We start from the raw sequence: 25,578 nt of genomic DNA, 5'->3' as shown, positions 1-25,578 counted from the left end.
CGTGACTACCTACGACCTCGGACTGCGCTCACCGCGCTCGCTGCGGGAGGCGTGGATCGCCCTCGCCGGACTCTCCGCGGTGTTCCTGTTCGAGATGCTCGACAACTCGATCCTGAACGTCGCGCTGCCCACCATCGGCCGCGACCTGCACGCCTCGACGACCGCGCTGCAATGGGTGTCGAACTCCTACGCGGTCGTCTTCGGCGGCCTGATGCTGGTGTTCGGCGCCGTGGCGGACCGCTTCGGCCGCCGTCGCGTGATGCTCGCCGGACTCGTACTCCTCGGCCTCGCGAGCCTCGCAACGCTGTTCGTCACGTCCGTGGGTGGCCTCATCGCCGTGCGTTCCGAGATGGGCATCGCCGCCGCCATGACCACCCCGGGCTCGATCGCGTTGGCGTTCCGCCTGTTCCAGAGCGACGACCTGCGCGTGCGCGCGATGACGCTCATCTCCACCGTGGGTCTGGTCGGCCTGGCCGTCGGTCCTCCGCTGGGCGGATTCCTGCTCGCCGTCGCGCCCTGGCAGGCGTTGCTGCTGATCAACGTGCCGATCGCGGTGCTCGCGTTCGCCGGCATCGGCCGCGACATCGGGCCCGACACGGACCTGCACCGCGGCCCCGCCGACTACCCGGGTGGTGTGCTCGGCACGGCCACCATCGTGCTGGCGCTGGTGACGCCGACACTCTTCGTCGAAGGCTCCTGGACCGCGTGGGCCGCCGCCGCGCTGACCGTTGTCACTGGCGTCCTGTTCGTGGTTCGCGCGCGCACGGCCAGCCATCCGTTGCTCGACCTGAAACTCGTCGCACACCCGTTGGTCGCCAGCGGTCTCGCGTACAAGGCCGCGACCGGACTGGCGGCGGCCGGTCTCACCTACCTCGTCACGCTCCAGTTGCAACTCGACTGGGGCTGGTCCCCCGCACTCGCCGCTGCCGGGATGCTGCCGCAGGTCGCGGTCCTCATCGCCGCAGGCCCGGTAGTCACCCGGTTCGTGCGCTGGGCGGGCCTCGACCGGGCCGTCTGGCTGGGCGCGCTCGGCGTTGTCGCCGGGCTGGCCGTCTACGCGCTGCTCGGCCGCCTCGGTTACGCGCCCGTCGCCGTCGCACTCGTGCTGGTCGCCATCGGCATCCGCGTGGTCGGCGCCGTCGCGGGCGTGAACGTCCTCAAAGGCCTGCCGGAGAACCGGACGTCGATCGGCGCCGCACTGGTCGACACCGCGTCCCAGGTCACCTCGGCGGCGGGCGTGGCCGTGAGCGGCACGGTGCTGGCGGTGGTGTTCGCCGGGGGCATCGCGCAGCCCGGCTGGAGCGCGGAGCAGACCGCGCAGTTCGAAAGCGCGGTCACGATCGGCAGTCTCATGCTGACGGTGATGGCCGCCGCGCTCGTCGGCTGGGCGTTCGCCCGATCGCGGCACTAGGCCGAATTACTCCGGAAAGTTCTTGCAACGCTTTGCCCGGTGTGCTCGCAGGTGCTACGACGTGTAGTGAACCCCTGCAGCAAGGAGACAACGTGGTTTCCTCGGCTTCGCGCACCCTGCTAGCGGTGCTGCTGATCGTCGGACTGTCCACACCGGTGCAAAGTCTTGCGGCGCCACCCGGCGCCAAGGACGTCACCGTCACCCTGTTCCAATGGCCGTTCGCCCGCGTGGCGGCGGAATGCACGAACGTTCTGGGCCCCAAGGGCTACGGCTACGTCGAGGTCTCCCCCGCGACCGAGCACGTCCAGGGCCCGCAGTGGTGGACCAGCTACCAGCCCGTCAGCTACCGGATCGCCGGGCGCCTCGGCGACGAGAACGCCTTCCGGAACATGGTCACCACCTGCCACAACGCGGGCGTGAAGGTCATCGCGGACGCGGTGATCAACCACATGAGCGCCGGCTCCGGCACGGGCACGGGCGGTACCGGCTACTCGAAGTACAGCTACCCCGGCGTGTACAGCGACTGGGACTTCCACTCCTGCCGTTCGCACATCAACAACTACCAGGACCGCTACAACGTCCAGAACTGCGAACTGGTCGGTCTGTCCGATCTGGACACCGGCAGCGACTACGTGCGCGGCGCGATCGCCGGATACCTGAACCGGTTGATCTCCATGGGCGTCGACGGGTTCCGGGTCGACGCGGCCAAGCACATGGCGGCGGGTGATCTCGCCGCGATCAAGGGCAAGCTGAGCAACCCCGGCGTGTTCTGGGTGCACGAGGTGATCTACGGCGCGGGCGAGGCGGTGCAGCCCGGCGAGTACACGGGGTCCGGTGACGTCGACGAGTTCCGCTACGCCTACGACGTCAAGCGGGTCTTCCAGAACGAGAACCTGGCTTATCTGAGGAACTTCGGGCAGTCGTGGGGCTTCCTGCCCAGCGGCCAGGCACGGCCGTTCGTCGACAACTGGGACACCGAGCGCAACGGGTCCACGTTGACGTACAAGGACGGTTCGACCTACACGCTCGCGAACGTCTTCATGCTGGCGTGGAACTACGGTGCGCCGCAGGTGTATTCGGGCTACGAGTTCACCGACAAGGACGCCGGTCCGCCTGGGAACTCGGTCTGCTACAGCGGCTGGAAGTGCCAGCACGCGTGGACGCAGATCGCGAACATGGTGTCCTTCCGCAACACCGTCGCGGGCACGGACGTGAACAACTGGCAGGACAACGGGTACGACATGATCGCGTTCGGCCGCGGCAGCAAGGGCTTCGTCGCGATCAACCGCGAGACGTTCCCGGTGAGCCGCACGTTCCAGACCGCGCTGCCCGCCGGAAGTTACTGCAACGTCCAGGAGAACGGCTGCGTCCGCGTGACCGTCGACTCCTCCGGCCGGTTCACGACGACGCTCGGCGCGGGCACGGCGCTCGCGCTGCACGTGAACGCACGCTAGGAAAGCACCGGCTGTCCACCGCGAGAAGCGGTGGACAGCCGGGAGTTCATCAGGCGGTGTGCAACCTCAGGCCGTAGACGTTGAGGATCTCGTTGATCGGCTGGAACCACGTGCGACCGCCGCTCGTGCAGTTGCCGTAGCCACCGGACGTGACACCCTGGGCCTGGTCACCGGTGATGAACGAGCCACCGGAGTCGCCACCCTGGGCGCACACCGACGTGCCGACCATCTGGTAGACCGCGCCCTGCTGGTAGTTGACCGTCTCGTTGCGGCCCTGGATCACGCCGCAGTGCCACTGCGTCGTCGAACCCGAGCGGCAGACCGAGGTGCCGACCGGCGCCTCCCACGAACCGCGCACCAGCGCGTCGGGCACCCGGCCCCAGCCGAGCACGACCGGCACGGTCCACCAGCCACCGCCGGTGCGGACCCAGGCGTAGTCGTTGCCGGGGAACGAGGAACCCGCGAAGTTGCCCTGGAAGGAGCGGTCCCAGCCGTAGACGGCCGCACCGTTGCCACCGCAGTGGCCCGCCGTGACGTAGCCGCCGTGCACCGAGAAGCCGATGGAGCAGCGGACGTTGCCCGTGTAGTACGGGTCGCCGCCGACCGTGCCCGCCGCGTACGTCTGCGGCTGCTGGACGCCCTCGGTGCGCACGGAGATGGCACCGAACTGACGTGCCTTGTCCAGGAACGAGGCCACCTCGGCGGTCTGCTTGCCCGCCTCCACGTCCACCACGACGGTGCCGGTGCGCACGTCGGGACGCCAGCCCGCGACCGCGGACGGCACCGAGCCGGTCGCGGACAGGGCGTCGAGGCGGTTCTTGTGGGCCGCCATGGAGTTCGCCGAACGGCCGACGACGACGGCCTCGGCGCCGGTGGCCTCGACCTTGCGGGCCGCTGCCTTGTCGGTCACGGCCACGACCAGGCGGTTCTTCGCCTCGTCGAACCAGCTGCCGGCGAGTGCGGCACCGGCTTCGCTTTCCGCGCGCGGTGCCAGGACCGACGCGCTTTGTTCCTTCTCCAGACGCAGCCGCGCCTGGGCCTCGGTCAGCCCGAACGCCGAGCTCATCGCGGTGAGCAGGCCGGGTGACATCACCTTCTCCGACGCCTGGGCCGGAACGGTGAAGGTGGACCCGACCAGCACGAGGGCCAGCGCGGGCACGACTCTGGGCATGGTGAAGCGCATGCTCTTCTCCTTGTCCGTGCAGGGATCGCTACCCGCCCCGTTGCGGGCAGCGACGAACATGAGAGCGCTCTCACCGTGGCGCAGGACAGCGGCGGTGGTCAACACCTGTTACCGGAACTGTCCTGCCCGACAAATGCCCGAATGGGCCGAATCGGGCACTACTCCATCACGACGACCTGCCGGACCGCCTCTCCGGAGGCCAGCCTGGCGAACCCGTCGTTGATCTCGTGCAGGCCCAGCCGCCCGGTGAGCAGGCCCTCGACCGGCAGCCGTCCCGCGCGGTAGAGGTCGACGAACCTGGGCACGTCCCGGCGCGGCACGCACGAACCGAGATAGCTGCCTTTGAGCGTGCGTTCCTCAGCGACCAGGTTCAGCGCCGGAAGCGACACCGTCCGGTCCGGGTGCGGCAGGCCGACGGTGACGGTGGTGCCGCCGACGGCCGTCGCGGCGTAGGCCTGTTCGAGCACCGCCGCGACGCCGGTCGTGTCGATGACCTTGTCCGCACCACCCCCGGTCAGGTCCCGGACGTGCGCGACGACGTCCGGACCGCCTGCGGCCTCGTGCGTCGCGCCGAGCGTGAGAGCGAGCTTGCGCTTGTGCTCCACCACGTCCACCGCGACGACCTGCGTGGCACCCGCCGTGACCGCCGCGAGCACCGCCGCCAGGCCGACCCCGCCGAGGCCGAACACCGCGACCTTCTCCCCCGGCTTCACCTCGGCGCTGTAGAACGCCGCGCCCGCACCGGTCAGCACCGCGCAGCCGAACAGGGCGGCGACGTCCAGGGGCAGGTCCGGTGGGACGAGAGTGGCCGAGCGGTCGGAGATCACCGTGTACTCGGCGAACCCGGACACGCCCAGGTGGTGGTGCGGACGCGTGCCGTCCGGCAGGGTCCACCGTCGCTGGCCGCTCAGCAAGGTGCCGTCGCGGTTGGCCGCGGCACCGGGTTCGCACAACGCCTGACGGCCCGACGCGCACCGGCGGCAGGCACCACACGCGGGCACGAACGACAGCACGACGTGGTCGCCCGCCTTGAACTCGGCGTTCGGACCGGCCTCCACGACCTCACCCGCCGCCTCGTGGCCGAGCACCATGGGCAACGGCCGGACGCGCGAGCCGTCGATCACGGACAGGTCGGAGTGGCACAGGCCGGTGGCGTGCACGCGCACCAGCAGTTCGCCGGGGCCGGGCGGGTCGAGTTCGAGCTCCACGATCTCCAGCGGTCCGCCGACCGCGGTCAGCACCGCGCCTCGCGTCTTCACACCGCCACCAGACCTTCCATCGCCGTGCGCAGACCCGCGGGGATCTCCACGGGTTTGCGCGTGTCCCGATCCACGAAGACGTGCACGAAGTGCCCCTCCGCCACGACGTCCTCGCGTCCCTCGAAGAAGAACCCCACCTCGTAGCGGACGCTCGACTTGCCCAGGTGCCCGACGCGCAGCCCGGCGTCCACCGCCTCCGGGAACGAGATGGAGGCGCGGTAGTTGCAGTGCGACTCCACGCAGAGCCCGATCTGCCGCCCGGCCTGGATGTCCAGCCCGGCGCCGATCAGCCACGTGTTGATCACCGTGTCCATGAAGGCGTAGTGGACGACGTTGTTCACGTGGCCGTAGACGTCGTTGTCCGCCCAACGGGTCGGAATCCGCTGCCAGTGCCGGTAGTTCTCGCGCAAAGACCCATCCTTGCTGATCGATTCGTGGTCAGCCGAGTCTCCTGGTGAGCTCGACCCTCGACCGCACGCCGAGCCGCGCGAAGATGTTGCGCAGGTGGTGCTCGACGGTGCGGTGGCTCAGGAACAACCGCGCGGCGACCTCGCGGTTGGTGGCGCCCTCCGCGACCAGCCTGGCGATCTGCGCCTGCTGCGGCGTCAGGCCGGGGTGGTCCCTCGGTTCGCTCGTGGAGTCGCCGGCCGCGCGCAGTTCGGCGCGGGCCCGCTCGACCCAGTGATCAGCCTGGTAGGACTGGAAGATGTGCACGGCTTCGCGCAGGTGTTCGCGCGCTGCCTTGGGTTTGCGCCCGCGCCGCAGCCGGTTCCCGTACAGCAGCTCGGTCTTGGCGAGTTCCAGGGCGGTGCCGCTGGCCCGGTGCAGCCGGATCGCCTCCTCGAAGTGCTCGTCGGCCGTGCCGCTCTCCAGCAGGCCGTGGCAGCGGTGCGAGAGCGCGAGGCGGGCCGTGCTCCCCGTGCTGCCGGCCCACCTCGCGAACGGTTCCAGCGCTCGGTCCCCTGTGGACGGTCTGCCGCACGCCACCGCGGCCTCGACCACGTGCGGGGCGGCCATCACCTTGATGCCGGCGTGTCCGGGGTTCAGCCTCAGCCGTTCCAGCGCGTCGGCGGGCCGGTCGCGGGCCAGGTCGACGCACGCGAACGCCCAGGCGCCGAACGTGCCGGGCCGGGTGAGCCCGCGCTGGGTGATCTGCTCGGTGGCGGTGTCGATGCGGTCCAGCGCCGTGTCCGTGTCGCCGCGGAGCGCCGCCAGCAGCGCGAGGATCGTCAGGTGGTCGACTACGGCGTTGTGCTGGCCGATCGCCGTGGCCGCGTGCACGCCCTCCGTCGCGGCGTTGAGGGCGGCCGCGTGCTGGTCCAGCAGCAACGCCGACAAGGCCCGGTACACCAGCGCCCACGGCACGAGGGCGGTGAACCCGCTCTCGCGCGCCGCCGTGACCGCGCTGGTCGCCATCTCGTGCGACCGCGTGGCGTCGCCGAGCACGTAGGCGGCCTGACTCGCCCAGATGCGGGCCTGCGGGCCGGGGACCTGGTCGGCCAGGTCCACGACGGTGCGCAGTGCGGGCAACGCCTCGTCGTGCCTGCCGTCGAACGTCGCCAGCATCCCGGTGAGGTGGTCGAGCGTGAGCCGCGTGGCAGGCGGTTCGTCGGCGCTGCGGATCTCCCGGGCGAACTCGGCGACCGCTGTGTAGCGGCGGTGGTCGCCCGCGATGCTCGCCGCCTCGCCCGCGAACCCGAGCGCCGCCACCGCGAGCACCCTTTGTGTGCCGACCAGGCCTTTCGCCGCGCGGATCAGCCGGTCCGCCGCCACGTCCGGCAGGCTCTCGCCGAGGTCGATGCCGCCGACGACCAGGTCCATCAACGCCCTGAGCTCCGGCGTGTGGGTCATCTTCGTCGCCGTGCGCAGAACAGCCCGGGAACGGTGCGGCGCTCCGTGCGCCCAGTGGTCGGCCGCGGCCTTGAGCAGGTGCCGCGCCTTCTGCTCGGGGTCGGTCGTGAGTCGGGCCGCGCGGTCGTGGTCACGGGCGGCCCGCGCGAAGTCGCCGCACCGGCGGGCGTGTTCGGCGTGGACGGTGAGGTCGTCGGCGAGCCCGGCGTCCTGCGTCGTCACGGCCTGGTGCCACGTGCGGCGGGCACCAGGGGGCAGGCTCTGCGCCAGTTCGGCGTGGGCCAGGCGTCGCAGCGCCAGCGGCACGTCCACTCTCAGGGCGGACCGGACCAGCCTGCGCGAGTCGAACAACGGACCGGCCTCGATCACCGCCTGCAGGTCGAGCGACTCGGCGTCGATCTCCTCGTCGACCGCCGCGAGCGCGACGACGTGTTGCGCCTCGGGAGACAGGGCGGCGAACCGGGCGCGCCACCTCAGCCGCAGCGAGCTGTTCTCGGGCAACGTCTCGGGCGCCGGCGCGATGCCACCGAGCTGCGCGGACGTGAGTGCCCCGGCCAGCTCGACCAGTGCGAGCGGGTTCCCGCAGGCCAGGTCCGCGAGGTCGGCGGCGAGGGTGGAGGGCAGGCCGGGCACGAGGTCGTGCAGCACTCGCACGCTCGTCGCCGCGTCGAGCGGATCGAGCGTGACGCTGGGCAGCCCGCGCGGCTCCCCCTCGGTGGTGATCAGCAGCGCAGCCCTCGTGTCGGCGACGTCCTGAGCAAGTCGGATGAGGTCGTCGTCGACTTCGGGCACATCCACGCACAGCAACGCGTCGTAGGTGTCTCTCACGGCGTTGAGCAGCGCAGTCTTGCCCGAGCCGGCTTCACCGCGCAGCACCAACACCCCGCCGCACCCAACGCGCGCACGGTCCACCAACGCGTCCACGGCGACGCGTTGCCGCTCTCGGCCACGCAGCATCGGCCCAGTCTTACGGCGGCAACGGCTCCACCGGAAGGGGTAGGCACCAAATTCACCTACCACCGTTAGTTTTTCCATCGAAGTTGTTCGGCGAGACCGGTGGTTGCACCGATGCGGACCCTCACGGCGGGGTTGCAGGGTCGAAGGCGTTCCCCCGTTCCCTGCCGAATGAGGTGTACAACGCCGTGCAACTCCGCACCGTGCTTCCTGTCGCGCTGTCCCTGGTACTTCTCGGCGGCACCGTCGCCCAGGCGGCCGCCAACCCGTACGAACGAGGCCCCGCACCCACCAATTCGAGCATCGAGGCGTCCCGCGGCTCGTTCGCCGTCTCGGAAACCTCGGTCTCGTCGCTGGTGGGCGGCTTCGGCGGCGGCACGATCTACTACCCGACCAGCACCTCCGCCGGCACGTTCGGCGCGGTCGTCATCTCCCCCGGCTACACCGGCACCCAGTCGAGCATCTCGTGGCTCGGCCCGCGCCTCGCGTCCCAGGGCTTCGTGATCTTCACCATCGACACGAACTCGATCTACGACCAGCCCGACAGCCGGGCCTCCCAGCTGCTGGCAGCCCTCGACTACCTCACCGGCCAGAGCAGCGTGCGCTCGCGCATCGACTCGTCCCGCCTCGGCGTCATGGGTCACTCGATGGGCGGCGGCGGCACGCTCCGGGCGGCCAGCCAGCGCCCGGCCCTGCAGGCGGCGATCCCGCTGACCGGCTGGCACACCACGAAGAACTGGTCGTCCGTCCGCGTCCCGACCCTGGTCGTGGGCGCCGAGAGCGACTCCATCGCACCGGTCTCGTCGCACTCCGAACCGTTCTACACGTCACTGCCGTCCACTTTGGACAAGGCGTACCTGGAGCTCAACAACGCCTCGCACTTCGCCCCGAACTCGTCCAACACGACGATCGCGAAGTACAGCATCTCGTGGCTCAAGCGGTTCATCGACAACGACACCCGCTACGAGCAGTTCCTCTGCCCGGCACCGGGACGCAGCACGCTGATCGAGGAGTACCGGGACACCTGCCCGCACTCCTGATCGCCTGAGCACGGGTCGCGGCGCCATCCCGAGCGCGGGGCGCCGCGACCCGACCCGGTTCAGCCCAGCACGGTCATCCGCACGTCGCCGGACAGCCGATACGGCCTCGTCTCCACCAAGGCCCCCAGCAACCGCCGCAACCGCGACACCTCCGCCCGCACCGTCACCACGTGCTCGGCGTCCCCGTACAGGGCCTGGCTCAAGGCCTCGGCGGACAGCCCGGCCCGGCCGGCCCGGTGCAGCAGCACCAGGATCTCCGCGTGGCGCCGCGTGACAGTGCGGCGCCAGTCCGCGTCACCGCCGGAAAGCCGCACCTGAGGCGTCCGGGTGAGATCCAGATCGAGGCTGACCGTCCGGTCCACGGAGGACGGGCGGATCAGCCAGCCACCGGCGAGACGTTCCGGCGTGCAGGCGCCGAGTCCCGGCACCGCAACGGGGTGACCGTCGACCGGGACCGCGATGCGCGAGCCGACGGCCACCCCGTGCGAGGCCGCCACCCAGCCGTCGTCGTCCACGATCAGCGACGGCCCGGTCAGCAGGGCCGCGGTCCGGAGCCGTTCGAGACGTTCCCGGTGGTACCGCCACAGTCGCGACTCGGCCAGCAGCCGGCCCGTCTCGACCAGCGCGCCGATCGCCGGGTGCAGCGTCAACGCCGGCCCGCTCACGTCGATCACCCCGAGCAGCGAGCCGGTGCGCGGGTCGTGCACGGGTGTGGCCGTGCAGTACCAGGGGTGCTGGCCCTGCTCGAAGTGCTCTCCCGCGAGCAACTCCACCGGTGCCGCCTCCGCGATGGCGGTGCCGATGGCGTTCGTGCCGACGCGACGTTCGGTCCAGTCGGCGCCCTCGAAGAAGCCCAGCGAATCCGCCCGGCGACGGACCGCGGGAGTGCCGGAGCGCCACAGGATGACGCCCTCGTGGTCGGTCACCACCAGCAGCAACTGGGAGGCGTCGGCCAGAGAGCCCACGACCGTGCGCAGGTCCGGGACCACCTCGCGCAACGGTGAGCTCTCCTGGCGGCGGCCGATCTCGGCGGAGCTCAGCCAGTCTCGGGTGTTGACGTCGTCCGCGCGGAGTCCGAGGTCGAGCACCCGGTTCCAGGAGCGGGAGACCAGGGCTCGCGGGCGCAGGGCGGAGCGGCTGCCGGCGATGACCGCGTCGTGCATGCGCACGAGTTCGCGGGCATACGTGGGCAGGTGCTGTCCGGGCGGCACTGCCCTGGGCACGCTCACCGGTCGAGCATGACCCAGGCGTGCAATCCGGTGCAACGGTTTCGCCGAAGCGCGGGAAGGAGGTGAATCAGCGGTACGACGAGTGATGAGGAGCGGCGATGCCCCAGACCGTGGAACAGACGGCACAGGCGAGGGTGGACGCCTGGCTCGCCGAGTTCGAGGCCGCTCTCAAGGCACGGGACGTCGACGCCGCCGCCGGGCTGTTCGCCACCGACAGCTACTGGCGCGACCTCGTCGCGTTCACCTGGAACATCAAGACCGTCGAAGGCCGCGAGCAGGTGGCCGACCTGCTCAGCGCGTGTCTCGACGGCGCCGATCCGGAGAACTTCCGCACCACCGAGACGCCCACTGAGGCGGACGGGGTGGTGGAGGCGTGGCTCGAGTTCGAGACGGCGGCCGGGCGGTGCCGCGGACACCTGCGGCTCAACGACGAGGGCGCGTGGACGTTGCTGACCAGCCTGCACGAGCTGAAGGGGTTCGAGGAGTCTCGGCCCAAGGGTGTGCGGCACGGCGTGATCGAGGACCGGAGGTCGTGGGCCGAGGAACGCGAGCGCGAGCAGGCCGAACTCGGGTACGCGCAACAGCCCTACGTCGTGGTCATCGGCGGTGGGCAGGGCGGCATCGCCCTCGGCGCACGGTTGCGGCAGCTCGGCGTGCCCGCGCTGGTGCTGGAACGCAACGACCGGCCCGGCGACTCGTGGCGCAAGCGGTACAAGAGCCTCTGCCTGCACGACCCGGTCTGGTACGACCACCTGCCCTACCTGCCGTTCCCGGACAACTGGCCCGTGTTCGCGCCCAAGGACAAGATCGCGGACTGGCTGGAGATGTACACGCGGGTGATGGAGGTGCCGTACTGGACCCGTTCGGAGGTCAAGGAAGCGACCTACGACGGGACACAATGGACGGTCACGGTCGACCGCGACGGCGAAACCGTGACACTGCACCCGAAGCAGCTCGTGTTCGCGACGGGCATGTCCGGCAAGGCGAACGTGCCGGTGTTCCCCGGCGCCGAGGTCTTCGAGGGCGACCAGCACCACTCCTCGAAACACCCCGGCCCCGAGGCCTATGCCGGACGCAAGGCCGTCGTCATCGGCTCGAACAACTCGGCCCACGACATCTGCGCGGCCCTGTGGGAGCACGGCGCCGACGTCACGATGGTCCAGCGCTCGTCGACGCACATCGTGCGCTCGGACTCGTTGATGGACATCGCCCTGGGCGACCTCTACTCGGAACGGGCCGTCGCCGCCGGCGTCACCACCGACCGCGCCGACACGATCTTCGCCTCCCTGCCCTACCGGATCCTGCCGCAGTTCCAGATCCCGGTGTACCAGCGCATCAAGGAACGCGACGCGGACTTCTACGCGCGACTGGAGAAGGCGGGCTTCGACCTCGACTGGGGCGACGACGACTCCGGCCTGTTCCTCAAGTACCTGCGCCGCGGCTCCGGCTACTACATCGACGTGGGCGCCTCGGAACTGGTGGCGGACGGCAAGATCAAGCTCGTCCGCGGCCAGGTCGACCGCCTCACGAAGAACGCGGTCGTCTTCTCCGACGGCACCGAACTGGAGGCCGACGTCGTCGTCTACGCCACCGGCTACGGCTCGATGAACGGCTGGGTCGCCGACCTCGCGGGCCAGGAGATGGCCGACCGGGTCGGCAAGTGCTGGGGCCTCGGTTCCGGCACGACCAAGGACCCCGGGCCGTGGGAGGGCGAGCAGCGCAACATGTGGAAGCCGACCCGGCAGCCCGGGCTGTGGTTCCACGGCGGCAACCTGCACCAGTCGCGCTACTACTCGCTCTTCCTGGCGTTGCAGCTGAAAGCGCGGTTCGAGGGGGTGCCGACGCCGGTCTACGGCATGCAGGAGGTGCACCACCTCCGCTGATCAGCGGCTGCCGCTACCAGCCGAGGAAGGCGCACGACGACGCCGGCACGAGCCCGCTACCGGCGGAGCGACAGACTGCCCCGAAGCACCGCCTCCACCGCCAGCGATGCCTGCTCGTTGTTGAGCCGCGGATCGCACAGCGAGGTGTACCGGCGCACGAGCGCCGCCTCGTCGGGCACGCCCGAACCGCCGAGGCACTCCGTCACGTCCTCCCCCGCGAGTTCGAGGTGCAGCCCTCCCGGCCACTCCCCCAGCTCGCGCAGGGTCTCGTGGAACGCGGACGCTTCGCCGGTGACGTCGTCCAGGTGCCTCGTCTTGACGCCGCTGCCGGTGATCCTCGTGTTGCCGTGCATGGGATCGCACATCCACACGACCGGATGGCCGGCGTCCCGCACCGCGCTCACCAACGGAGGCAGCAGGGCTCGGACCCGGTGTGCGCCGAGCCGGCAGATCAGGGTGAGCCTGCCCGGCCGGCGTTCCGGGTCGAGCTTCGCGCACAGTGCGGCGACCTCACCGGGAACGGCGTCCGGGCCGATCTTGCACCCCACCGGGTTGCCGATGCCGGACAGGAACTCGACGTGCGCGCCGTCGGCGGCACGGGTGCGCTCGCCGATCCACGGGAAGTGGGTCGAGGCGAGATACCAGCCGCCGGTGTTCTGGTCGACCCTGACCAGAGCCTCCTCGTAGTCGAGCAGCAGGGCCTCGTGGCTGACCCACATGCCGTTGTGCCGCCACCGAACGCCGTCGTGGCTGGTGCGGCCGTAGTGGTCGCCGGAACGCCGCCGGGCCAGGTCGCGCAACTCCCCCAGCACCGCCCGGGCCGAGTGGTAGGCGGTGACCATCCGCCGGGCGTCCGGAACCCGTTGGGACGACACGGGATGCGGGCTGTTCACCGCGAGTCCGCGGAAGGTCGGCACGACCTCGCCGCCGATCACCTCCGTCTGTTCGGAGCGCGGTTTGGCGAACTGGCCCGCGAGTCGTGCGATCGTGAGCACCGGTACGTCCAGCGCGGCGCTGATCCGTTCCGACAGTGCTCCCAGGATCTCGTCCTTGGCCAGCGCGGCACGACGGGCGGCGACGCCGAGGGGTTCGGCGCAGTCACCGCCCTGCAGGACGTACGCCCTTCCCGCGGCGACCTCGGCGAGAGAGTGCCGGACCGAACGGACGTCCTCGGGGGTGGTCAGGGGCGCCTCGCTCGCGAGGCGCAGCCGCGCGCGGGCGAGTTCGCAGGAGTCGGGCCAGCGCGGCTGGTGGGTGGCGACCCGGTCGCGCCAGGTCGACGGGCTCCACTCCCGCGCGACGGGGTTCCGGACGGCCGTCACCCGGTGCCGCCCGCGTCCAGGGCGCGCTGCACGAGGTGCCCGGCCGCGCCGAGGTAGTCCTCGGGATCGCACAACCGCTGCAGGGTTCCGGCGTCGAGCACCGCCGCCACGGACACGTCCTGGGCCAGCGCTTCCGCGAGGGCTCCGCCACGGCCGGCCGCGGTCGCGACGGCGCGCATCGCCGGCCCCTTTCCCAGCAGTGGCGCCAGATGCGCGGAGAGGCGTTCGGCCACGACCGCCCCTCGGGTGATCTCCAGGTTCGCCCGCATCCGGCCGGCGTGCACCCGCAGGCCGGTGACCAGTTCCACCGCGGTGTGCGCGGCGCCGCCCGCCAGGCGCAGGCACTCCCGCAACGGCTGCCACTCGGCGTGCCAGGTACCGGCGGGCCGCTCGTCCTCGGCGAGCATGCAGTGGGCGAGGGTGGAGACGAGCCCCGGCGTCTGCAGTGCCGCGGACCGGATCAGGGTGGCGAGGCTGGGATTCCGCTTCTGCGGCATCGCCGAGGAGACCCCCTTGCCATCGGCCGCGGGTTCGCTGAGCTCGGCGATCTCGGTGCGGCACAGGGACTGCACGTCGACGGCGATCTTGCCGAGCGCCCCGGTCAGCAACGCGCACCACGTGGCGGTGTCGACGATCGGGGTGCGCAGCACGTGCCACGGCACCACGGGCTCGGCCAGGCCCATCTCGTCGGCGTACGCGGTGACGAGGTTCGCGGCGTAGTCCGCCGGCACCTCGCCGAAGTGCGGCCGGGCGTGCTCCAGGTAGCCCGCCATGGTCCCGGCGGCACCACCGATCTGCACGGGCAGGCCGCGCCGCACCAGGCGTTCCGCCCGGGAGTCCACGTCCCGCACCAGGTGCAGCCATCCCGCGGCCTTCAGTCCGAACGTCGTGGGCACTGCGTGCTGGGTGAGCGTGCGGCCCGCCATGACGGTGTGACGGTGCCGATCGGCCAGGTCCTCCAGCGCGCTGATCACCATGGCGAGGTCCTGCCGGACCTGGAGCACGACCCGTGCGACGACCACGCAACAAGCCGTGTCGAGGACGTCCTGGCTGGTCGAGCCGCGGTGCACGTACTCGGCGGCGGCCGGGTCGACGGCGGCGACACGCCCCGTCAGGTCCTGCACCAGGGCGACGACCGGATTGGCCGCGCCACGCGACCGCGCGGCGATGCCCGAGACGTCGAAGCACCCGTCACGAGCGACCTGGGTGATCACGTCGGCGGCGGACACGGGCACGGTGCCGACCCTGGCCTGGGCACGGGCGAGCCCGGCCTCGGCGGCGCACATCGCCCGCAGCCACGCCTCGTCGGACGTCATCCCCTCGACCGCGGTCGCCGCCCGCACTGGGGACAGCAGCCCCGTGTCGCTCTGGACGCCGGTCACCTCGTCTCCTCGCGCCGAGGCACGCGACGCGGACCGAGCACCGCCCGTGCGATCGCATCCGCGTCGCCGACGGTCGCCGAAGCCGAACACGGCCGGATGCCCACCGCGGTCACCCAGTGCACCGACTCGGTCGGCACACCGAGCGCGTACAGCGCGGGGTTCGGGGCACCGTCGGCGCCGACCACCCTGGCGGGCCTCGGGGTCACGTCCAGCCCGCCCGTCTCGAGGACGCCGCCCTCGCCGTCCGGCACCCGGTGCGGCCTGCACCGGCCGGTGGCGAGCAGGCCGCGCAGCAGTTCGTCATCGGTGGTGCGGACGTCCGGCGTGGGCATGCGTGCGTCGATCACCACGCGCACAGGTATCGGCTGCGGTGTCAGGTCGGCGACCGCGAGGAACGTGCCCTCGGCGTGGCCTGCCTCGACCCGCGTGCCCGGCCCCAGGACGTCGAGCACCCCGGCGGAGATCAGCGCCGCCATCTCCTCGATCCTCCTGGCGGGAGGCCCGATGGACAGGAACGCGTTGAGCGGGCTGAACCAGTGCTCCAGGTCGTCACGACGGGAACGGCCGTGCAGTCCGCCGTGGTCGACCACCGCGCGGATCTCGTTGCGCAGGTCGCGCAGCACGTCCAGGGCCGCCTTGACCGGCCCGCGCACGTTGCCCTGGGCCGCCCTGGTCACGTCCTCGCGCAGATGTGCCAGGAGCCAGGGACGGAACTCCTCGAGCGACTCGAACCCGAGCCGGGGAAGCGGCTGCTCGATCCGCGTCCAGTCCCAGCGCACGCTCTCCTCGACGCCGTACTCGTCCAGCAGCGCGGTCTCCTCCTCTCCCCGCGCACACGACCGGAACCGATCCGAGAACCCTGCCACGTCAACGGGTTCCGGCCGCGAGGCCAGTTCCGTCGCGTAGTAGACCGTCTCGACCTCCTTCGCGATCAACGGCCACAGGTGGGCGCGGAAGTCGACGGGCGCGGAGCGCAACGCCTCCACGACGTCCTCGGTCAGCACCACCGCCCGATGACGGCCGTGGGCGCCCTTCTGGTTCTCCCCTCTCGCATGCAGCGGCACACCGCGGCGCGACCCCGCGTACAGCCGGGGCTCAGCGCCGGAGGGGAGGTAGACGAGCACGCCGTCGCGCCGTTCGAACCGTCCGCCCCGGCCCCCGGTCAGCGCGGCGAGGTGGTCGAAGAAGTTCAGGCCGAGGCCCAGCAGCAGCGTGGGTTCACCCGGTCGTACCGCGGTCAGGTCGGCGTCGGCGGGGTTGCCCGGCGCCACGTACCGCAGGCCGCGCGCCTCGGCGAACTCGGCGAGCGCCCGTTCCCGGGCTCCGAGGCGCGACGGCAGGTGCCCCTGCGCGAGGACCACCGCGGCCAGGCCGTCGAGCCGTTGCCCGTCGGCCAGCCGGACCACCTGCCCGGTCCCGTCCTCCGTCACCTCCACCGCGCGCTGGCGGTGGTGGACGATCCGCACTCCGGCGGGAGCGCCGCGGGAGATCTCCTTCAGCGCCCAGACGAGGTAGTGCCCGTAGAACGCGCGGGTGGCGTAGGAGTCGGGTCCCAGCCGCCGGGCCTCGTTCCTGACCGCGTCCTCCCAGCCGTCGAGCCCCGCGGTGGACGCGACCGATCTCGACCATTCGTACAACGAAGGGCCACGCCGCACCGGACCTTCCATCCGCACGCTGTCATCAGGGAAGACCGTGACCTGCGAGCACACCGTGTTCATCAGGAATCCGCCCTGCTGCCCGGTGTTCCACACGGTTCCAGAACCGTGTTCCGCGGGATCCACCACGTGCACCACGAGCTCGTCACCGAGGACGACCGGCGACCAATTGGCACACATTCTTTCCAATACCGAGAGGCCTCTCGGACCCATGCCGACAACGGCCGAACTGTATTTTTCCAAAATGGATTTACCCGCTTCCAGGCATCTGGGCGGCCCAGACAACGCCTGCAGATGTCAAGCTGTCGTGAGGTTAGCGCTCACAACTTCGGTTGAACCCTCACCTACTCACGGCCGTATGAATCCTTGTACGGGCGTTCCTGCCGCACCGAACGGAGCAGCCGGCGCCGAAGGAGGCATTCGGTCCGATGTCCGACGAAAAGGAATACGTCGTCATCAGCACGCACCGGGTCACCTCGGGCCGGATGGCGAGTTTCTCGACTTCGGTAAAAGGACTTCTCAGCGCCGCCTCCAGATCACAGGGATATCTCGACGGAAGAATGGAGAAAGCATCGGGCGATCCGGCGACCTGGCTCGTCCTGTGCTGGTTCGACAGCGCCGAGAGCGCCGCCGAGTGGGACGGTTCGAGGTCCCACGCGACGTGGCGCGAGTACGTGGGGCGCTTCTCCTCCCGAGTCGAACCGCCACAGCCCGCGCCGCCGGCCGCGGCACCGCCGAGGCTCCCGCCGAAGTGGAAGACGGCGGTGGTGACGCTGATCGGGGTGTTCCCGGCCGTGCTGCTGGTCAACGTGACCGTCATCCCGCGTGTGACGGGCCTGCCGCTCCTGGCGCGCACGTTGGTCCTGTGCGTGTGTGTGACGGGTCTGATGACCTGGGTGCTCATGCCGCAGGTGATGAAGGTGCTCGGCCCGTGGCTGCGCAGGGGCGCCGTCCCCGCGCCACCAGCCGATCAGCCCGTGCGGACCAGCCTGCCGGACGTCGAAGTACTGGTCACGACCTCCCCCGGCCTCCGGCCCCCGGCCGTGCCTCCCGACAACGAAGCCCGCCAGGGCTCACGACCCCCCAGAGCGTCACGGTCACGGCACGCCGCACCGGCGACCTTCCCCAGCGCGCGGCAGTCGCGCTCACGTCGCCCCTGACCCGTCGCCGCTGGCCCCGATCACCGGAGCGAACTCACGTGCGGACCCTTCTGATCGACAACCACGACTCGTACACCTACAACCTGTTCCACCTGATCGCGGGCGTGAACGGGCAGGACCCCCTCGTGCTGGGCAACGACGACCCGGCGCTGGCCCGGTTGTCGTTCGGCGACGTCGACAACGTGGTGATCTCCCCCGGTCCCGGACGGCCGGGCAGGAGCCGGGACCTCGCCGGCTCGACCAGGTTCCTGGACCAGGACGCGCTCCCGGTGCTCGGTGTGTGCCTCGGCCACCAGGGAATCGGGTTCCAGGCCGGAGCACGGGTCGCGCTCGCTCCGCAGGCCCGCCACGGCCACCCGACCACCGTCACGCACAGCGGCCGTGACCTGTTCGACGGCATCCCGCAGGGCTTCACCGCGGTGCGGTACCACTCGTTGCACGTGCCCGAACCGCTGCCACGCGACCTGGAGGCCACCGCCTGGGCGGAGGACGACGTGCTGATGGGGTTGCGCCACCGGACTCGGCCGCACTGGGGGGTGCAGTTCCACCCCGAGTCGATCCTCACCGAGTGGGGCACCCGGCTGCTGGCCAACTTCCGCGCGCTCTCCGAGACCGCGCGGCCGTCCGTCACCGTGCGCGGTACGGCGAACACTTTGACGGACGACGAAAGCACGACCCCACCTCGAGACACCGGCCATCGGCTGCACATCGCCGTCCACCAGGGGGTCGTCGATCCCGAGCAGGTGTTCGCGGAGCTGCACTCGGCGTCGGAACGCGCGTTCTGGCTCGACGGCGCCGGGGCCGGCGAGCGCGGGGCCAGGTTCTCCTACCTCGGCGACGACACCGGTCCGCTCGCCGAGTACTGCAGCTACGACGTGCGGGCGGGTGTGGTGACCTCGGAACGCTCCGGCCGGCCGGCGACCAGGTCACGCGAGGACGTCTTCGCCTACCTCGAGCGAGGTCTGGCCGATCGGGCACACCCCGAACCGGACCTCCCGTTCGACTTCACCTGCGGCTGGGTCGGGTACTTCGGCTACGAGCTCAAGGCGGCGCTCGGCGGGCGGGCCGCCCACCGCAGCAGCACACCGGACGCGGCCTGGTTGTTCGCCGACCGCGTCATCGTCATCGACCACCAGGAACACACGGCGCATCTGCTCTGCCTGGCCGAGGACACGCGTCCGGGCAACGACGAGGCCGCCGGCTGGCTCGACGCCACGCTCGCCTTCCTCTCCTCGCTGTCGTCCCACGAGGCACCGGCCGTCCGGTCGTGGCCGCAGGAACAGGACGCGGTGGAGATCACCGAACGCTGGCTGCTGCGGGACGCGGACGACTACCGGCTCGACGTCGTCGCCTGCCAGGAACAGCTCCGCGCGGGCGAGAGCTACGAGATCTGCCTGACCACGGCGGTGGAACTGCCCGCCACGTGCGCGTCCGCCGACTACTACCGGGTGCTGCGCCGGGTCAATCCCGCGCCGTACTCCGCCTACCTGCGCTTCGGCGAGGTCGACGTCGCCAGTTCCTCACCGGAGCGGTTCCTCCGGGTCGGCGCCGACGGCGTCGTGCAGGCCGAGCCGATCAAGGGCACGGCCGCACGCGGTGAGACCCCGGAGGAGGACGCCGCACTGCGCGACCGGCTGGCCGAGGACCCGAAGACGCGCGCGGAGAACCTGATGATCGTCGACCTGCTGCGCAACGACCTGGGACGCGTGTGCCAGGTCGGCACCGTGCGGGTGCCGGAACTGATGGCGACCCGCACGTACCGGACGGTGCACCAGCTCGTGTCGACGGTGCGGGGCGAGCTGAAGCCGGGACTGAACGCGCTGGACGTCGTGCGGGCCTGCTTCCCGGGCGGTTCGATGACCGGGGCCCCCAAGGAACGCACGATGGAGATCATCGACGACCTGGAACCGACCGCCAGGGGCGTGTACTCCGGCGCGCTGGGTTTCCTGAGCTGCAACGGATCCGCTGACCTGAGCATCGTGATCCGCACGGCCGTCTTCGCGGCCGGGCGCGTGCGGATCGGCGCGGGCGGGGCGGTCGTCCTGGGGTCCGATCCCGACGGCGAGTACCAGGAGATGCTGCTCAAGCTGGCCGCGCCGATGCGGGCGTACTGGAGCTCCGGCGCGCACCGGCCCGCCGCCGTGCTGCTCGCCGAGCCACGCGTGTACCGCCGGGGCAGGCACGCGCGCCGCCGTCGTCGGGGCTCCGTGGTCGGCGCAGAGGTGGAGGCCGGCTGATGGGCGGAGTCCGCAACGCGGCCCTCGCGCTGGCGACGCACGCCGATCAGGCGGGGTGGTCGTCCCGGCCCGCGTACCTGGTGGGCGACGAGGTGTGGACGCACGGCCAGATCCACGACCTCGCCGCCAGGGCGTCAGGAGTGTTGCACGAGCACGGGATCCGCAGTGGGGACCACGTGCTGCTGGCCGCGCCGGACGGTGCCGCGTGGGTGGTCGCCTTCCTCGCGATCACCCGGCTGGGCGCCGTCGCCGTGCTGGTGAACCCCGAACTCACCGCCGCGGACCACCACCTGCTGCTCGCGGACTGCGACGCTCGCCTCTGCGTGACGGACCCCGGCCTGGAGGACCGGTTCTCCGGCCACCCGTGGATCGACGTCGACCACCTGCTCGACCAGGCCTGGACCACGGCGACCGGCCCGGTCGCCGACGTCACCGCGACGAGCCCGCTCTACGTGCAGTACACCTCCGGCACCACCGGTCAGCCGAAAGGTGTCGTGCACGCGCACAAGGACCTCGCCCTGTACGGCACCTCGGTGGGACGGGACGTCCTGCGCATCGGCGTCGGTGACGTGGCGCTCTCGGTGTCGAAGATGTTCTGGGCGTACGGTTTCGGCAACGCGCTGGTGTTCCCGCTGCACTCGGGTTCGGCCGCGGTGCTCACCCCTCACCGGCCGGGCGCGGACGAGATCGTCGGCCTGATCGCCCGGCACCGGGTCGACCTCCTGTACTCCGTGCCTTCCTCGTACGCCGCGCTGGCGTCCACCGAAGCGCACGCCGCGCTGGCCTCCCTGCGGGTCGCGGTGTCGGCCGGGGAACCGCTGCCGGAGTCGCTCGGCGCCCGGCTGCGCGACGACCTGGGGATCGAGGTGCGCGAGCAGATCGGCTCCACCGAGGCCGGGCACGCGTTCTGCGCCAACACGATCGCCGACAACACACCCGGCACGCTGGGCCGTCCCGTGCCCGGCTGGGAGGTGCAGGTGCGCGACGCGCAGGGCTTCCCGGCCGAGGACGACGGTGAGTTGTGGGTGCGCGGCCCAACCCTGTTCTCCCACTACCTCAACCAGCCCGGCCTCACCCGCGCCGCGCTGGTCGACGGCTGGCTGACGACCCACGACCGGGTGCGCCGCGACGACAACGGCACGCTGACCCACCTCGGTCGCACCGACGACATGGAGCTGGTCGGCGGGATCTCCCTGTCCCCGCTGGAGATCGAGCGCGTGCTGACCGCCCATCCCCTGGTGCGCGAGGCCGCCGTGGCCGCCGTGCTCGACCACCACGACGCCTCCCGGCTGCGGGCGTTCGTCGTGCCCGCGCGCCACGCACCGGGGCTGGCGGACGAACTGATCACCTGGACCCGGTCCCGGCTGCCCGCGTTCAAGGTCCCTCGCACCGTACGGCTCGTGCGGCAGCTGCCGAGAACGGCCACCGGCAAGTTGCGCCGGCACGTCGTGCGCACCGGATCCTGGTAACCGACTGAGGAGTTTCCCCTTGCAGCACACCATTTTCTCCGACAGCGGTTTCTACATCGGACAGATGTTCCGCGCGGCGGCGACGCGCCACGGTGCCGTCCCGGTCGTCCTGGACCGGGTGCTCGACGTCGCTCCCGGCGCCGGACTGCAGCACACCTACCGCTCGCTCGCCGACCTCGTCGACCGCCTGGCGGACCGGTTGCGGGCCGCCGGTGTCAGGCCCGCGAGCCACGTCGTCATCCACAAGCGCGACAACGCGGACATCGCGCTCCTCGCCTGTGCCGCGTCCCGTCTCGGCGCGATCCCCGTGCTCCTGTCGTCCGGTCTGGACGCCGGCGTGGTCGGCATCCTGCTCGGACGGCTCGACCGGCCGTTGCTGGTGACGGACGACGTGACGCTGTCCCGGCTGATGACGCACACCGACATCTCCAGGCTCACCGGCAAGCGGGTCCTCGTCAGCGGAACGTTCCCCGGTGCCGTCGCACTCGACGACCTGGAGGTCACCGCGCGCGCCACACCGGTGCGGCTGCACCCCGACGAACCCGCGATGATCACGCACAGCTCGGGCACCACCGACGTGCCCAAACTCGCCGTGCACTGCGCCCGCGCGTTGTGGAACAGGCTGGTGCCGCAGAAGGTCATGGCGTTGCCCGTGCGCGGGGAGACGGCGGCCTTCTGCATGTCGTTCGTCCACTCGCGCTTCTACCACGCGCTCGGCACGTTCCTGTCCGGCGGCAGCCGACTGCTCCTGCTGGTGGACCACGACCCGGCGTCGGTCGGCCCGCTGCTCGCACGGTGGCAGCCGGGGGTCGTGGAGACTCACCCCAACACGTTCGTGCTGTGGGAGGACCTGGCGGACGCGCCCGGAGCACCGCTGCGCAACGTCCGCTGCTTCAGCAGCACCTTCGACGCCATCCACCCGCGCACGGTCCAACGACTGCTCGGCGCGTCGAAGCGGCGCGGCAAGTACCTCATGCAGCTCTACGGGCAGAGCGAGACCGGACCGGTGTCCGTGCGCCTGTTCACCGAACGAGGGGCGGCGCGGGGCAACGGGCGCCTGGTCGGCGCCGCCATCCCCGGTTTCACCAGGGTGAGGATCACCGACGACTCCGGAAAGCCGGTGCCGCGCGGGACGGTCGGGCACATCGAGGCGCGCACCCGTGGGCGGATCGTCACCTACCAGGGCGCGCAGGACAGGTTCGACGCCCAGCTGAACGGGGGCTGGTGGCGCATGGGCGACATGGGCACCCGCGGCCGGTGGGGCGGGCTGAACCTGATCGACCGCGAGATCGACCGGATCGACGACGTGGACAGCAACCTGCGCATCGAGGACGTGCTGATGTCCCGGCTCGACGAACTGCGCGAGGTGGTCGTCGTGCCCGGTGCGGACGGCGTCGCGGTGCCCGTGGTGTGCACTCGCAGCGGCGCACCGCTGGCACCGGACCGCTGGCAACGCGCGACGGCGGACCTCCCCGCTCTGGGCACGCCACAGCAGTGGGACTTCGACGACCTGCCCAGGACCTCGACGTGGAAGATCAAACGCGTGGCGCTCGCCCGGCTGATCGCCGCCGGGGACAGCGCGGTGGCCCGTGGCTGACGAGGCGCCGGTGATCGTCGTGGGCGCCGGTCCGGCCGGGCTCTTCGCCGCGCTGGCCGTGCGCGCCCACGGGGTGCCCGTCGTCCTGCTCGAAGCGGATCCCGCGACCCGGCACCGCACCGGCAGCCGGGCGCTCTACGTGCACGGGAAGTCCCTGGCACTGCTGGAATCCACCAGTCCGGGGCTGGGCGGGGAACTCGCGGCGCGCGGGGTGCTGTGGAACGTCCGCCGCACCCTGTACCGGGGGAGGGAGGTCTACGCGAGGGAGTTCCCGCCGCACGACCCCTCCCGCGGCCTGCCCCCGTTCACCAGCCTGCGGCAGAGCGAGACCGAACGCGTCCTGCTCGACGCCTGCGCACGGGCGGGCGTGGACGTGAGGTGGAACGACGCGGTCACCGAGGTCGCCGCGCACCCCGGCGGTGTCACCGTCACCACGGCCGGAGGTGAGACCTGGCCGGGAAGTCACGTCGTGGGCGCCGACGGCGCCAGATCGATCGTGCGCAGGTGCGCCGGAACGTCGTTGGACGGCACGGCCGCGGAAGGTTTCCACGTGGTGGTCGACGTCGCCGACGAGCCGGGCGGCACACCGAGTCTGGAACGGGTGATGCACTACGACCACCCCGCCGCGGACGGCCGCAGCGTGCTCGTGGTGCCTTACGCGAACGGGTTCCAGGTCGACGTGCAGAGCCGGGCCGGAGACACGGCCGAGGTCATCGCCGCACCCCAGGAGGTGCGGCGATGGCTGCCGGCGGTGATCGGGCCGATCTCGCCGGAGCGGATCACCGCCATCTCGGTCTACCGGTTCCTGCAGCTGGTCGCGGACGACTTCACCGATCCGCACCACCGGATCCTGCTCGTGGGCGAGGCCGCCCACCTGTTCCCGCCGTTCGGTGCGCGGGGCATGAACAGCGGCTTCGCCGACGCACACGCCGCGGCGGGCGCCATCGCGACCGGCAGGCGGTCCCCCGCGGCGAACTCCGAGGCCGTCACCGGGTTCGCCACCGCGAGGCGAGCGGCGGCCGAGATCAACTGCGCCGCCGCGGGCGCCGCGCTGCGGCACCTGCGGCCACCCGGCCCGGCGGCGAGGTGGCGGCGCCGGGCAGCGGCGTCCCTGGCTCCGGTGGTCCCCCGGTTCGGCGAGTGGCTCGAACACGCGCCCTACGGCCCGCGCGCCGGAGTGGGGCACTGATGGCGGCCGACGACGCTCCCCTCCTGGTGGCGGACTCGTGGCTGGTGCTGGACGGGTCGGTGCGGTCGCTGGACCGCCACGTCAGCAGGTTCAGCCGGTCCTGCCTGGAACTCGGCGTCGTCACGCCACAGGAACTCCAGCGCTTCTGGCGCGCGGCGATCTCCGATCTGCCGCGCACGGGCGCGTGGTTCCCGCGGGTCGAGCTCGCGGGAGATCCGCCGTCGTTGCGGCTGCGGCTCCGCCGCGCACCCGAACGCGGCGACCAGGTGCGGGTGTGGGTGCCCGGCGGATCCGACCGGCGGCGCCAACCGGCCCGCAAGGGCCCGGACCTCGGGACGTTGGGCGACCTGCGTGCCGAGGCGGCGAACCACGGCGCCCAGGAGGCGCTGCTCAGGACAGCCGACGGCATCGTGGTCGAAGCGGCCGCCTCGTCCGTGCTGTGGTGGGAGGACGACGTGCTGTGCTCGCCGCCCGAGGAGATCCCGGCGCTGCCCGGCACGACCGCTGGGCTCGTGCTGGACCTGGCCGCGGCGCGGGGAATCCGGACGGAGCGGCGTGCCCGCCGGGTGGAGGACCTGGCCGGGCGGGAGGTGTGGCTGCTCAACGCCCTGCACGGCATCCGCCTGGTGACGGACCTGGTCGGCTCCCCCGTCGCTCCGGGTGGCGGCAGGCACTTCACGCCGTGGCGGGAGCGGGTCGAGCGGATGCGCCTGCCGCTGGACCCGCCCCGCGCCTCGTCAGCCCGAGACGGCCGGTGACGCGGGGGCCATGCGGGTGCTGACGGCGATGCGGTTGTAGGCGTTGATGACGGTGCACACCCAGATGAGCGCGGCGGTCGCGCGGTCGCCGAACTCGGCGACGGCCGCCCGGTACACCCCGTCCGGCACGTGCCGGTTGTGCACGAGGGTGATCTCCTCCGCCAGCGCGAGCGCGACCTTCTCCCTCTCGTCGAACAGCGTGGACCCGAGCCAGGCGCGCAGGGCGTCGAGGCGCTGTGCCGACTCGCCGCCGTTCCGCGCGTCCCTGGTGTGCAGGTCGACGCAGAACTCGCACCCGTTGATCTGCGAGACGCGCAGCCGCAGCAACTCGAGCAGCGGGGCGGGCAGTCCGGCCTGTGCAGCGGCGTCCGCGGCCGCGAGGTGCAGCGCCCGCATGGCGGTGGACACGTCCGGGGTGACCGACTTCAGGTTCACCCTGGTCTCAGTGGTGGTCGACATACGTCCACTGTAGTCAAACATTGTTAGATTTCCGTTGTGCCACAACAGAATTGTCAGCTGATTCCATTGTGGACTCGGCTTCCGTC

The 25,578-nt window shown here is 71.4% G+C and carries 19 protein-coding genes; 10 read left to right on the top strand and 9 right to left on the bottom strand.

The features are described 5' to 3' along the window. Position 1: 1 nt before the first annotated feature. Together PV646_RS17845 and PV646_RS17840 are read left to right on the top strand one after the other, a co-directional pair. Positions 2-1,411: an MFS transporter gene (locus PV646_RS17845; protein ID WP_500343214.1), complete on the top strand. Its 1,410-nt coding sequence runs from the start codon at positions 2-4 to the stop codon at positions 1,409-1,411. A 92-nt stretch (positions 1,412-1,503) separates the two neighbouring features. After that, entirely contained in the window at positions 1,504-2,865 is a 1,362-nt protein-coding gene (locus PV646_RS17840; protein WP_500343212.1) for an alpha-amylase, read from the top strand. Positions 2,866-2,914: 49 nt separating this feature from the next. Here the strand turns inward: PV646_RS17840 and PV646_RS17835 are convergent, their stop codons facing one another. From PV646_RS17835 to PV646_RS17820, 4 genes are all read right to left on the bottom strand, one after another. Then, positions 2,915-4,048, bottom strand: coding sequence for a S1 family peptidase (locus PV646_RS17835; protein ID WP_500343210.1), 1,134 nt, complete (start codon positions 4,046-4,048; stop codon positions 2,915-2,917). A 158-nt stretch (positions 4,049-4,206) separates the two neighbouring features. Next, positions 4,207-5,307 (bottom strand): zinc-binding dehydrogenase, encoded by a 1,101-nt coding sequence (locus PV646_RS17830; RefSeq protein ID WP_500343208.1) that lies wholly within the window; start codon positions 5,305-5,307, stop codon positions 4,207-4,209. Beyond that, positions 5,304-5,717 carry an acyl-CoA thioesterase gene (locus tag PV646_RS17825; protein WP_500343206.1) on the bottom strand — a complete coding sequence of 138 codons (414 nt, stop codon included), beginning with the start codon at positions 5,715-5,717 and terminating at the stop codon, positions 5,304-5,306. The genes PV646_RS17830 and PV646_RS17825 overlap by 4 nt, the downstream gene beginning before the upstream one ends. Positions 5,718-5,745: 28 nt before the next feature. Continuing rightward, on the bottom strand, positions 5,746-8,115 hold the full coding sequence (locus PV646_RS17820) for a helix-turn-helix transcriptional regulator (RefSeq protein WP_500343204.1): 2,370 nt from the start codon (positions 8,113-8,115) through the stop codon (positions 5,746-5,748). A gap of 185 nt (positions 8,116-8,300) precedes the next feature. Between PV646_RS17820 and bdeA the strand changes: the two genes are divergently transcribed. Continuing rightward, on the top strand, positions 8,301-9,152 hold the full coding sequence (bdeA, locus tag PV646_RS17815; protein ID WP_500343202.1) for a bis(hydroxyethyl) terephthalate hydrolase: 852 nt from the start codon (positions 8,301-8,303) through the stop codon (positions 9,150-9,152). A gap of 59 nt (positions 9,153-9,211) precedes the next feature. Here the strand turns inward: bdeA and PV646_RS17810 are convergent, their stop codons facing one another. Further along, positions 9,212-10,381 carry a helix-turn-helix domain-containing protein gene (locus PV646_RS17810; RefSeq protein WP_500343200.1) on the bottom strand — a complete coding sequence of 390 codons (1,170 nt, stop codon included), beginning with the start codon at positions 10,379-10,381 and terminating at the stop codon, positions 9,212-9,214. A gap of 98 nt (positions 10,382-10,479) precedes the next feature. Between PV646_RS17810 and PV646_RS17805 the strand changes: the two genes are divergently transcribed. Then, positions 10,480-12,264: an NAD(P)-binding domain-containing protein gene (locus PV646_RS17805; protein WP_500343198.1), complete on the top strand. Its 1,785-nt coding sequence runs from the start codon at positions 10,480-10,482 to the stop codon at positions 12,262-12,264. Between the two features lie 56 nt (positions 12,265-12,320). Here PV646_RS17805 and PV646_RS17800 read toward each other — a convergent pair whose 3' ends face one another. Genes PV646_RS17800 through PV646_RS17790 form a run of 3 tightly spaced genes read right to left on the bottom strand, consistent with a single transcriptional unit; the run spans position 12,321 to position 16,836 of the window. Beyond that, a complete protein-coding gene (locus PV646_RS17800; protein WP_500343196.1) occupies positions 12,321-13,586 on the bottom strand; it encodes a 3-deoxy-7-phosphoheptulonate synthase in 1,266 nt (421 codons plus the stop codon). Then, the gene (locus tag PV646_RS17795; protein ID WP_500343194.1) at positions 13,583-14,968 is read right to left on the bottom strand and encodes a class-II fumarase/aspartase family protein; all 1,386 of its coding nucleotides are present in this window, start codon (positions 14,966-14,968) and stop codon (positions 13,583-13,585) included. The genes PV646_RS17800 and PV646_RS17795 overlap by 4 nt, the downstream gene beginning before the upstream one ends. After that, positions 14,965-16,836, bottom strand: a complete 1,872-nt coding sequence (locus PV646_RS17790; protein WP_500343192.1) for an FAD/NAD(P)-binding protein — start codon at positions 16,834-16,836, stop codon at positions 14,965-14,967. Before PV646_RS17790 ends, PV646_RS17795 begins: the two co-directional genes overlap by 4 nt. Before the next feature lie 347 nt (positions 16,837-17,183). On the opposite strand from PV646_RS17790, the gene PV646_RS17785 reads away from it, so the two are divergent. The 6 genes from PV646_RS17785 to PV646_RS17760 are packed head-to-tail and all read left to right on the top strand — an operon-like array spanning position 17,184 to position 25,033. Next, complete coding sequence (locus tag PV646_RS17785; protein WP_500343190.1) at positions 17,184-17,783, top strand: hypothetical protein; 600 nt, start codon at positions 17,184-17,186, stop codon at positions 17,781-17,783. Between the two features lie 38 nt (positions 17,784-17,821). After that, entirely contained in the window at positions 17,822-20,020 is a 2,199-nt protein-coding gene (gene pabB, locus PV646_RS17780) for an aminodeoxychorismate synthase component I (protein WP_500343188.1), read from the top strand. Next, positions 20,020-21,489, top strand: coding sequence for an AMP-binding protein (locus tag PV646_RS17775; RefSeq protein WP_500343186.1), 1,470 nt, complete (start codon positions 20,020-20,022; stop codon positions 21,487-21,489). The genes pabB and PV646_RS17775 overlap by 1 nt, the downstream gene beginning before the upstream one ends. A gap of 19 nt (positions 21,490-21,508) precedes the next feature. Continuing rightward, positions 21,509-23,086 carry a class I adenylate-forming enzyme family protein gene (locus tag PV646_RS17770; RefSeq protein WP_500343184.1) on the top strand — a complete coding sequence of 526 codons (1,578 nt, stop codon included), beginning with the start codon at positions 21,509-21,511 and terminating at the stop codon, positions 23,084-23,086. Beyond that, complete coding sequence (locus tag PV646_RS17765) at positions 23,079-24,275, top strand: FAD-dependent monooxygenase (protein WP_500343182.1); 1,197 nt, start codon at positions 23,079-23,081, stop codon at positions 24,273-24,275. The genes PV646_RS17770 and PV646_RS17765 overlap by 8 nt, the downstream gene beginning before the upstream one ends. Then, positions 24,275-25,033: an aminotransferase class IV gene (locus PV646_RS17760; RefSeq protein WP_500343180.1), complete on the top strand. Its 759-nt coding sequence runs from the start codon at positions 24,275-24,277 to the stop codon at positions 25,031-25,033. The genes PV646_RS17765 and PV646_RS17760 overlap by 1 nt, the downstream gene beginning before the upstream one ends. On the opposite strand, the gene PV646_RS17755 is transcribed toward PV646_RS17760, so the two are convergent. Further along, positions 25,013-25,492 (bottom strand): carboxymuconolactone decarboxylase family protein, encoded by a 480-nt coding sequence (locus PV646_RS17755; protein WP_500343178.1) that lies wholly within the window; start codon positions 25,490-25,492, stop codon positions 25,013-25,015. The genes PV646_RS17760 and PV646_RS17755 overlap by 21 nt on opposite strands. Between the last annotated feature and the right edge of the window lie 86 nt (positions 25,493-25,578).

Source organism: Streptomyces sp. ID05-26A (assembly GCF_033794685.1).
Lineage (GTDB): Bacteria > Actinomycetota > Actinomycetes > Mycobacteriales > Pseudonocardiaceae > Lentzea.
The sequence above is the reverse complement of the archived record's forward strand: the minus strand, read 5'-3'. Positions and strand labels throughout refer to the sequence as shown.